10 protein-coding genes are annotated in these 9,768 nt (G+C 61.6%); 1 reads left to right on the forward strand and 9 read right to left on the reverse strand.

The window, feature by feature from the left end; genetic code table 11:
* Nucleotides 1-83 precede the first annotated feature (83 nt).
* Complete coding sequence (locus FGQ86_RS15765; RefSeq protein WP_033126435.1) at nt 84-1,229, forward strand: MFS transporter; 1,146 nt, start codon at nt 84-86, stop codon at nt 1,227-1,229.
* Here FGQ86_RS15765 and FGQ86_RS15770 read toward each other — a convergent pair.
* From FGQ86_RS15770 to larE, 9 genes are all read right to left on the reverse strand, one after another.
* On the reverse strand, nt 1,226-1,546 hold the full coding sequence (locus FGQ86_RS15770) for a multidrug efflux SMR transporter (protein ID WP_033126436.1): 321 nt from the start codon (nt 1,544-1,546) through the stop codon (nt 1,226-1,228). The genes FGQ86_RS15765 and FGQ86_RS15770 overlap by 4 nt on opposite strands.
* A gap of 217 nt (nt 1,547-1,763) precedes the next feature.
* Nucleotides 1,764-2,390 (reverse strand): ATP-binding cassette domain-containing protein, encoded by a 627-nt coding sequence (locus FGQ86_RS15775; protein WP_138305091.1) that lies wholly within the window; start codon nt 2,388-2,390, stop codon nt 1,764-1,766.
* Nucleotides 2,387-3,331 carry an ABC transporter ATP-binding protein gene (locus tag FGQ86_RS15780; protein ID WP_033126438.1) on the reverse strand — a complete coding sequence of 315 codons (945 nt, stop codon included), beginning with the start codon at nt 3,329-3,331 and terminating at the stop codon, nt 2,387-2,389. Before FGQ86_RS15780 ends, FGQ86_RS15775 begins: the two co-directional genes overlap by 4 nt.
* Nucleotides 3,332-3,349: 18 nt before the next feature.
* On the reverse strand, nt 3,350-4,180 hold the full coding sequence (locus FGQ86_RS15785) for an ABC transporter permease (protein WP_347562527.1): 831 nt from the start codon (nt 4,178-4,180) through the stop codon (nt 3,350-3,352).
* Nucleotides 4,177-5,166, reverse strand: a complete 990-nt coding sequence (locus FGQ86_RS15790) for an ABC transporter permease (RefSeq protein ID WP_243127305.1) — start codon at nt 5,164-5,166, stop codon at nt 4,177-4,179. Before FGQ86_RS15790 ends, FGQ86_RS15785 begins: the two co-directional genes overlap by 4 nt.
* A 25-nt stretch (nt 5,167-5,191) precedes the next feature.
* The gene (locus FGQ86_RS15795; protein ID WP_138305093.1) at nt 5,192-6,823 is read right to left on the reverse strand and encodes an ABC transporter substrate-binding protein; all 1,632 of its coding nucleotides are present in this window, start codon (nt 6,821-6,823) and stop codon (nt 5,192-5,194) included.
* A 28-nt stretch (nt 6,824-6,851) separates the two neighbouring features.
* Nucleotides 6,852-8,147 (reverse strand): nickel pincer cofactor biosynthesis protein LarC, encoded by a 1,296-nt coding sequence (larC, locus tag FGQ86_RS15800; protein ID WP_138305095.1) that lies wholly within the window; start codon nt 8,145-8,147, stop codon nt 6,852-6,854.
* On the reverse strand, nt 8,144-8,914 hold the full coding sequence (larB, locus tag FGQ86_RS15805; protein WP_033126442.1) for a nickel pincer cofactor biosynthesis protein LarB: 771 nt from the start codon (nt 8,912-8,914) through the stop codon (nt 8,144-8,146). The genes larC and larB overlap by 4 nt, the downstream gene beginning before the upstream one ends.
* Before the next feature lie 15 nt (nt 8,915-8,929).
* The gene (larE, locus tag FGQ86_RS15810) at nt 8,930-9,685 is read right to left on the reverse strand and encodes an ATP-dependent sacrificial sulfur transferase LarE (protein WP_033126443.1); all 756 of its coding nucleotides are present in this window, start codon (nt 9,683-9,685) and stop codon (nt 8,930-8,932) included.
* Nucleotides 9,686-9,768 lie beyond the last annotated feature (83 nt).

The raw sequence follows: 9,768 nt of genomic DNA on the forward strand, positions 1-9,768 counted from the left end.
GATGACTCCTCTATACCATTAAAAGTGAATAATCCCACCCCTGTATATCTGGGGTACAGGCTTATTATACGAGGAGAAAAGAGATGAAGCTCCTTAAGAACCGCTGGTTCATCCTCGCCGTGGCCTCCATCGTGAATTTCGTCCACGGGAACCCCTATATATGGACTGTCTTTCAGCCCTGCGTGAAGGAGGAGTACGGCCTCACCACAGCGGCCTCCAGCCAGCCCTTCACCATCATCATCGGCATCTTTGCCGCCGGCAACATGCTGGGCGGATATCTGCAGCACCGGATCGGCGCCAGAAATACTATCTTCTGGGGCAGCTTTGTCATGTGCGCCGGCTTCTTCCTGGCCGCCATGGCTCCCCTCCACATGCCCTGGCTCATCGACCTGGGCTACGGAGCCCTGGGCGGCCTTGGCTCCGGGTGCGCCTTCAGCATGCTGACAGCCGTGCCCCAGGCCTGGTTCCCCGAGAGACGGGGCATGGTCTCCGGCCTCACCATCGGCATGGTGGGCATCTCCGGCATCCTCATGAACCCGCTGTGCGACTGGCTCCTGTCCTCCTTCGGTTACCGCACCGCCATGCTCTGCGTCACCGCCATCTACGCTGTGCTGAGCCTGGGCGGTCTCCTGGTGACAGAGCCGCCAAAGCAGAGGGCGCCCCACATCCGGGAGCAGTCCCGGAGGCAATACACCCCCGGCCAGATGATGCGCACAAGGACCTTCTACGTCATCAGCCTGACCATGGCTCTGGCAGTTCCGGCCTACGTGCTGGTGAACCCGGTGATGAAGTCCCTGGGTATGGAGCGGGGCCTCACCTCCGGCCAGGCTCTGGCAGCGGTCATGGCCGCCTCCGTGGCCAACATCATCGGACGCTTCGCCCTGCCCTGGCTCTCAGACCGGACCGGCCGCCGGAAGGTGCTCTTTGCCCTCTATCTTCTGTCCGCCATATCCGTCCTCGGACTCACACGGGCATCCGGTCTCCTCTTTTCCCTCCTTGCCTCCGCCGTCTGCCTGGTGTACGGCGGCGTGGTGAGCCTCTTTCCAGTCGTGGTGTCGGACCACTTCGGCACCCGCCACCAGGGAACAAACTACGGGGCGGTCATGATCGGCTATGGCCTTGCCTCCATCCTGTGCCCCTTCCTCCTGAACCTTGCGGGCCAGGAGCTGTCACTCGTCATCGCGGGAGCGGCCAGCGCGGCCGGCCTTCTCCTGCTGCGGTTCTTCTAGTGTCCGGATGTGGCCTTCAGACCCATGATCCCCACCAGGAGCAGAAGGACAAAGAAACACCTGGCGGGGGTGACGGACTCCTTGAAAAGAATGACTCCCGCCGCCACTGCCCCCAGGGCGCCGATGCCTGTCCAGATGGCGTAGGACGTGCCCAGGGGCAGCGTCTTGGTGGCCTGCGAAAGGAAGAGAAAGCTGATCACCATTCCCACAATGGTCAGCACTGTAAATTTCAGCACAGTGAACCCTTCCGAGAACTTCAGGCAGGTGGACCAGAACACCTCCATCAGACCTGCGATCACAAGATAAACCCATGCCATAATCAAATACCTCCTATGTAATCTTTTTCTTTGCTGCCGCCAGACACAGAAAAAACGCCCTATCTATTCCAACTAAGGCCTACTGGAATAAATAAGACGTTACCCGGCGGTAAATCTCCGTAAATTCTGTTTCTATGTCCGCTCCGTTCCCTCCAGAGGGAACTTTTTTCAGCCATTCAAAATTACCATACACGGGCCGGAAAGTCAAGGCTGCCTCCTAAAAAATGCGCCAGGAGGGGAAGGGAAGCTCCACGATCCGGGTGCACACCTGCTCCAGCAGGCTGTCGTCGTGGCTCACCACCAGAAGTCCCAGGGAGCGCCTCTTCGACTCCTCCAGGAGAAACTGCCAGATCTGGGCCTGGGTCACCAGATCCAGCATGGCGGAAATCTCATCGCAAAGGAGAAATCTCACTCCCGGGTGGAGGGCCCTTGCCAGGCAGAACCTCTGCAGCTCCCCGCCGGACAGCTCTGACGGGAAACGGTCCATCCACCCCTCCTGGATATGCAGCTCCTCCTTCAGCCTCTCCTCCACGTCGCCAGCCTCCGAAAGGGTGGTCCCCAGCCTCAGCAGCGGATCCACCACTGTCTCCGGATGCTGCCAGACCATCTGCACCGGGCAGGGTCCCCTGTAGGAGCCCAGGGGCTTTCCATCCAGCAGGATCTCCCCTCTCACCGGCTTTTCATACCCTGCCAGGAGCCTGCACAGGGTGGTCTTTCCCCGGCCGCTGGGTGCCTTGAGTCCCACCCGTTCCCCGCTGTCCAGGGACAGGCTGAACTGGTCCAGCACCGGCGCCTTCTTTTTCCCTCTGTAATAAAATGTCACATTTCTTGCTTCCAGCGTCATACTGTTTCCTCCTTTTCCGGATACAGGCAGCGCACCAGCCCGCCTCTGACCTGCCGTACAGGAATGTGGTCCGCCTCGCCGCACTCTTTCTGGCAGGCCTTACACTGTCCGGCAAAGGGGCAGCCGGCTGAGACTGTGCCCGGGTAGGGCTGGCTTCCCCGGATGGGCGCAAAGCCGTGGGAGGGCATGGCCCGAAAGAGGGCTCTTGTAAATGGATGCCGGAGTCTTCCCTCCTCCTGAAAATCTTCTGCCGCCGCCTCCTCGATGGTCTCCCCGGCGTAGAAGACCACTACCCGGTCCGCGATGGTGAGGGCCAGCTCCAGGTCGTGGGTGATAAAGAGCATCCCCGCGCCGCCCTCTGTCATCTCCCGGAAATGTCCCAGGATGCGGCCGGCCGCCCGGGCGTCCAGTCCCGGTGTGGGCTCGTCCGCGATAATGAGCTTTGGCTCATCCATGACAGCGGAGGCGATCAGCACTCTCCTTGCCATGCCCCCGGACAGCTCAAAGGGATAGAGGTCCGCCGTCTCAGGGCCAAGGCCGTACCGCTCCAGCACCTGCCGGCAGCGCTCCTTTGTCTCCTGATCTTTCCTCCCCCTGGTAAGCTGGGATCCCACCTTCATGAGGGGATCCAGGTAGGTGACGCCCTGGGGAATGAGGGCCAGGCCGTTTCCCCGCAGCTTTTCCGCCCGCTCCTTTGTCAGGGGCTCTCCGCCGTAGAGGATTTCTCCCTCCATATGGCTGTTGTAGGGAAGGATGCCCAGAATGCCGTGGGCCAGAAGGCTTTTCCCCGACCCGCTGGCGCCCACCACGGCCACCACCTCGCCTGCGCCTACGGTCAGGTTCAGATCCCGGATCACAGGCAGGCTTCTTCTTTTGGTTCCCCGCTCGTACTGGGTGAACCAGATGGACACATGGCGCACCTCCAGTATTGACTTTTCCATCCTTTCGCCTCCTTCCTTTTATTCATGAACGCTGGCAGGATCCAGCAGATACCGCACTCTCTCCCCCAGCAGGGCAAAGAGGACCACCACCAGCACAAGAGAGAGCCCCGGGAACAGAGCCAGCCACCATCTCCCGGTGGTCAGGTACTGCATGCTCTCCGACAGGATCACGCCGATGGCGGGCTGCTCCGAGGAGAGGCCAAAGCCCAGAAAGGTAACGCTGGCCTCGTGGAGGATGGCGTGGGGGAAGAGGAGGATCAGCCCTGTGAGGAACTGGGGAAACAGGTGGGGCAGCATGTGCCGGCAGGCCACCTTAAGCTTTGACACTCCCAGCTTCTCCGCCACCAGGATGTAGGGCGCTCCCTTCAGCTGCAGCACCTCCCCCCGGATCACCCTGGCCAGGGAGGGCCAGTGGCTCAGGGACACGCCTGCCACGACGCCGACAAAGCCCCGGCCGCAGGCGATGGAGATGAGCATCACAAGCAGGATGTGGGGGATCCCCATGACAAGGTCTATGCACCAGGAGATGACGCTGTCCGCCCTTCTCCCCAGGGTGGCAGCCGCCGTCCCCAGCGCCAGCGCCGCGGCCGCGCTCACCGCCGCCGTCAGAAGGCCGATCCGGATACTTAAGGAGAGACCTGCAATGCTCCTTGTAAACATATCTCTCCCCATCCAGTCCGTCCCGAACCAGAACGCCCCTCCCGGCGCCAGGTTGGTTCGGGAGAAATCGGTCACAGCCGCCTCCTCTTCCAGGAAGATCCCCGCCGCCGTGATCCCCGCCAGTATGAGAACGGCCAGGACGAGAAAGAGGAGGGTGCTTGTTCTTCGGTTCCAGTGTCTTTCCATCATTTCGCCGCCCTCCTTCTTATCTTCGGGTCCACCGCGCCGTAGAGAAGGTCTGCCGCCAGATTGCCGCCAAACACGATGGCCGATGTGATGAGGGTAATCCCCATCAGGAGAGGCAGGTCGCTGCCAAGCCCCGCCGTCACGGCTGCCTGCCCCAGTCCCGGGTAGGAGAACACCTGCTCCACCAGGACGGAGCCGCCTATGATCTCGCTGACAGACCCAAACTGGAGGGTGATGGCGGGCAGGGATACCCCCCGCAGCCCGTGCCGCCAGACGATGGAGCTCATGGACTCCCCCCTGGCCCTGGCAAAGAGGACATAGTCTGACTCCAGCACATCCACCATTTTCTCCCTCGTGTGCAGGGCAATATTCGACACCCCTGTGATGCTCAGGGTGACAGCCGGCAGGATGGCGTGCTGGAGCCTGTCCCCGGCCGTCACCAGGCTGCTCTCCATGCCGATGGGCACAGAGAGCCCCGCCGGCAGCCAGCCAAGCCACACAGAAAATACCAGAAGGAGGAGGATGGCCAGCCAGAAGGCCGGCGTGCTGGAGATAAGCAGGCACCAGCCCCGGATCAGCTTGTCCGGCCAGCGCCCTCTCCACACCCCCGCCGCTACGCCCAGCAGTAGCCCCAGCACACCCGATATTATCCAGGCGGACAGAAGGAGAAGAAGGGAGCTGGACAGCCGCTGCCAGATGACAGCGGCCACCGGCTGCCGGTAGAGAAGGGAGGTACCCATATCTCCGCAAAGCAGGCCTTTCAGCCACCCCGCATACCTCTCCAGGGGAGGCGTGTCCATGCCCCAGTAGGCCTCCAGGCGCTCCACCTGCTCCTGGCTCATGGTGCCGAGGGCCGCCTGCCCCACATTGGTCTGCAGAGGATCCAGGGGGGAGGCGCTCATCAGAAGAAATGTGACGATGCTGACTCCCAGGAGCAAAAGCCCCATCCGCAGTAATTTTTTCGCCGTAAACTGTAGGCGGTGTCTCAAAATGATCAGTCCTTTCGTATACCCTTTACTCAGCGGCTGTGTCCGTGGACCAGGTCCACTGGTCTACGTTGTTGACCAGAGACCAGCCGTGTCCGTGGGGATGGATTTTCTGCTCCGCCACAGTAAGCCCATCTCTCACCCAGTAGAGATGGTCGATGTTGACCAGCCACACCCAGGGAATGTCCCCCTCCTGGGTCACTCCCGTAGTGCCGTCCCACTGGGCCTTCTGCCACAGCTCATAGGAGGTCTCCAGATCGCTGCTGGCAAGGGCCTGATCCATGTAGCTGTCCACAGCGGCGTTACCGTAGGGGGAGTACTGGGCGGAGCCTGTGCCCTCTATAGTGTGGTAAATGTTGTAGAGCTCCATGGGCGTGTGGGCGCCCCAGCCCCACAGGAGAGGCTGGGAAAGGGCCCTGTCGTAGGCTGTGTCCCAGCCCACCCCCTCGGTGGTACAGGAAATGCCCAGCTCCTCCATCTGATTTGCAAAATCTGCTGTCAGGGCCTGCCGCACTGTGTCCCCGGTGGAATACAGAAGATGAAGCTCAGCCTTCTGCCCGTCCTTCACCCGGACGCCGTCATCCCCCATGACCCAGCCCGCCTGGTCCAGGAGATCCGCCGCTCCCTGGGGGGCATACTCCACCTGGGAGGCCTCATTGTACCAGGGAAGCTGGTCGCAGACACTGTAGGCGGGACTTCCATAGCCGTTCAGCACGTTGTCGATCATCTCCTGCCGGTCCACCCCCATATTGATGGCCCGGCGCACAAGGACATCTGACGTGAAATCATTTCCCACGGTCCGCCCCTCCTCGTCCGTTGTCTCCTCCACGGCAGGAAGGTTAAAGCCTCTGTTGTCCACGCTGGCGTAGGAGGCCAGGCTGTAGCCGCCGATCTCCTGGTCAGAGTAGGTGGCGGAGGTGTAGGCCACGTCCACCTCCCCGGCCTGGGCGGCCAGAAAGGCCGCGTCCTCCTCCATAAAGAGGATCGTGACCTGCTTCATCCTGGGCGCCTCACCGTAGTAGTTTGGGTTGGCCTCCAGGATCACCTGCTGCCCCCTGTCCCACTGCTTCAGCATATATCGGCCGGATCCGATGGGATTGGCCCCGTAGGTCTGGCTGTCGTAGGCGTGCTCCGGCACAATCCCCACAATGGCCATGGTGTAGGGCCAGATGGAGAAGGACCGGCTCATGTGGAAGAGGACTGTGGTGCCGTCCACTGCCTCCGCATAGTCCAGCATGGTAAAATCATTGACGGAGCTTGCCTCCTTCACTGTATTGTAGGTAAATGCCACATCCTCCGCTGTCAGGGGCTCACCGTCCGTAAAGGACACGTCGTCCCGGATCTTCACGGTCCAGGTCAGCCCGTCCTCGCTGACGGAATACTCTGTGGCCAGGTCATACCCGATGGTCAGGTCTGTGTTGGTCACGGTGAGGGTGCTCTGGATCAGCGGCTCGTGGACATGCTCTCCGGCTCCCCAGCCATAGGCCGGGTCAAATCCCGCCTCCGGCTCAGAGGTGGGGCCCATGGCGATGACCACGGAGTCCGTATCTCTTCCGGAGCTGCCCTCCTGCCCGGAGTCTGTCCCGCCGCCGGCGCATCCGGCCAGCAGTCCCGCCGCCAGCGCCAGGGCGAGAAAACTGGAAATCAGTCGCTTTTTCATCTATCTGTCACTCCCTTTTTCTGCTGTTTTATTTATCATCGAGCCGGCGCAGTGTCTCCCGGTACACGGTCTCATAGGGAACCCCGTTTCGCTCGGCCAGCTCCGCCACATCCTCGTACTCAGGCTTCCTGTGAAAGACGCCATGTCCCTCCGCCGTCTTTACCCGCACCTGGCCCCATGGAGTCTGGACAGTCTTCATCCCCGGCCTGAGGAAGTATTTTGTGCACCTGCGGGCGCGCAGCCCGTTGGTGGTCGTCTCCTCCAGGACATGCCGGGCCATCTTCTCCTCATCCCGGGGATCGCAGAGCACGGTCAGCACATGGCCAGGCCGCCCCTTTTTCATGGTCCCGGGGATGGTGTAGGCGTCCAGCGCCCCCTCCTGGATCAGCCGTGCGCAGGCAAATCCCAGCGCCTCCGGTGTCATGTCGTCAATATTGCAGACAAGCTCTGTGATGGCGCCGTCGCCCTGCTCCGGCGCAGTCCGGACACGGCCTGTCTCCTCCAGGGACTCCCCCAGGAAGGCGCGGACGCAGTTTGCCTGTTCAAAGGTCTTCGTGCCAATGCCGATGCCGGTGCGGCTTCCCTTCATGAGAGGCATGGGGCCGAACTCCTCGGCAAAGTACTTCAGCAGGGCCGCACCGGTGGGAGTACAGAGCTCTCCCTTCACAGCGCCACCGTAGACGGGAACATCCTCCAGGATGTTGGCCGTGGCCGGCGCAGGCACAGGCATCACGCCGTGGGCGCAGCGGACTGTGCCGCTCCCCACATGGACAGGGGATACGATGATCTTCTCCGCTCCCAGAAGATACATAGCGTAGCACACCCCCGTCACGTCTGCCACCGCATCCAGGGCTCCCACCTCGTGAAAGTGGACATCCCCCTCCGGGCAGCCGTGGGCCTTCGCCTCCGCCTGGGCAATGATGCGGTACACAGCCTTCGCGTTCTCCTTCACCTGCTCCGGAAGGTCCAGCCCGCTGATCAGCTCCCCGATATGCCCCGGGGTGGCGTGATGGTGATGGTGGCCGTGGGCATGGTCGTGATGGTGGTCGTGGGCATGGTCGTGATGGTGGTCGTGGGCATGGCCATGCTCGTGGACGCCTGGCCCCTCCGGCTCTGTCTCCTCCTCCCCGTACACGGTCACCGCCATGTGTGTTCCGGCAATACCGCAGGTGGAGCCCTTCTGCGCCTCCAGGTGCACGCCGGGGAGCTCCAGACTGTTCATCCTGTCCAGAAACCTCTGCTTGTCATCCAGAAGCTCGTAGAGAGCAGCCATGAGCATATCCCCGGCTGCACCCATGTTACATTCAATATAAAGTGTCTTCATTTTTTGTCCTCCTTTATGCTTTCCATCTGGTTGATCATGCTGGCCAGATAGCCGGCCCCAAATCCATTGTCAATATTCACCACACTGCACCCGGAGGCACAGGAATTCAGCATAGACAGAAGAGCCGACAGCCCTCCGAAGCTGGCTCCGTACCCCACGCTGGTGGGCACGGCGATGACCGGGCAGTCCACCAGACCGCCCACCACCGAGGCCAGGGCTCCCTCCATGCCGGCCACCGCCACCACGCAGCGGGCGCTCATGAGCACATCCAGGTTGGAGAGGAGCCGGTGAAGTCCCGCCACGCCCACATCGTAGAGCCGGGTCACCTTGTTTCCCATGGCCTCCGCCGTGAGGGCCGCCTCCTCGGCCACCGCCATGTCGCTGGTCCCCCCTGTGGCCACCACGATGTTTCCTCTCCCGGGCCGCTCCTCCGGAAAGGCGATGGCCAGCCTGGGAATGGGGTGATAGTCCACCGGAACCACCGCCGACAGCTCGTCTGCCGCCTCCTGTCCGATCCTTGTGACGAGGATGTTGCGGCAGCCTCTCTCTCCCATAGTCTTCACAATGCCGATGATCTGCTCCGGCGTCTTCCCTGCCCCGTAGATCACCTCCGCCGCTCCCTGCCGGACGCTGCGGTGGAAATCGATCTTTGCGTAGTCCAGATCCTCAAAGGGCTCCTCCTTCAGCGACAGAAGGGCTTCCTCCGGGGAAGTCTGCCCACGGGCCACGCTCCGAAGCAGCTCAAGTATATCCTGCTTATTGTCCATTTTTGTCTACCTCCTCTACACAGACGGGCTCCGCTCCTCCAGGTCAAGAAGAACCTCCTGGAAAAGCGGCTTTAATGCCTGCACGATCTCGCTTCTCTTGTCCACTGCCAGGGCCATCTGCTCCCCGGTCACCTGGAGCCGGGCTTTCTCGCCGGAGAGCCTCACCCGGAAATCCCGGAAGCCCAACGCCATGAGAGCCGTCTCCGCCTGTTCTGCCCTCTGGAGGTCCTCCCGGGTAATCTCTGTCCCCGTGGGAATTCTGGTGGCCAGGCAGGCGTAGGCCGGCTTTTCCCAGGTGAAAAGTCCTGCCTCCCTGGAAAGGCTGCGCACCATGTCCTTTGTGATGCCGCACTCCCGCAGAGGCGAGCGCACCCTGAGCTCCCGCAGGGCCTGCATACCTGGCCGATCCCCGGCGTCGTCGGAGGCGTTGGTGCCGTCCAGCAGAACAGTGTACCCGTCCTTTGCCGCCTGTTCCCGCAGTCTCGTAAAAAGAGCCCTCTTACAGTAGTAGCACCGCCTGGGGCCGTTCTGCGCCGCCTCTGGCACGCCCAGGATATCCATGTCGATTACCTGCATGGGTATGCCCAGCTCTCCGGCCAGCCTTCTGGCATCCTCCAGCTCAAATCGGGGCTGGAAGGCAGTATGTATATAGTAGGCCTGTATCTGGCAGCCCTGTTTTTTTGCCGCCCACAGAAGGAAGGCCGAGTCCGTCCCTCCCGAGAAGGCCACGGCCGCCCTGGGCACTTCCCTGAAAAATGTCTCTAATGTCATATCATCTCTCCTCGTATAATAAGCCTGTACCCCAGATATACAGGGGTGGGATTATTCACTTTTAATGGTATAGAGGAGTCATC

The sequence above is a fragment of the Clostridium sp. BSD2780061688st1 H5 genome (assembly GCF_005845155.1).
Lineage (GTDB): Bacteria > Bacillota > Clostridia > Lachnospirales > Lachnospiraceae > Claveliimonas > Claveliimonas intestinigallinarum.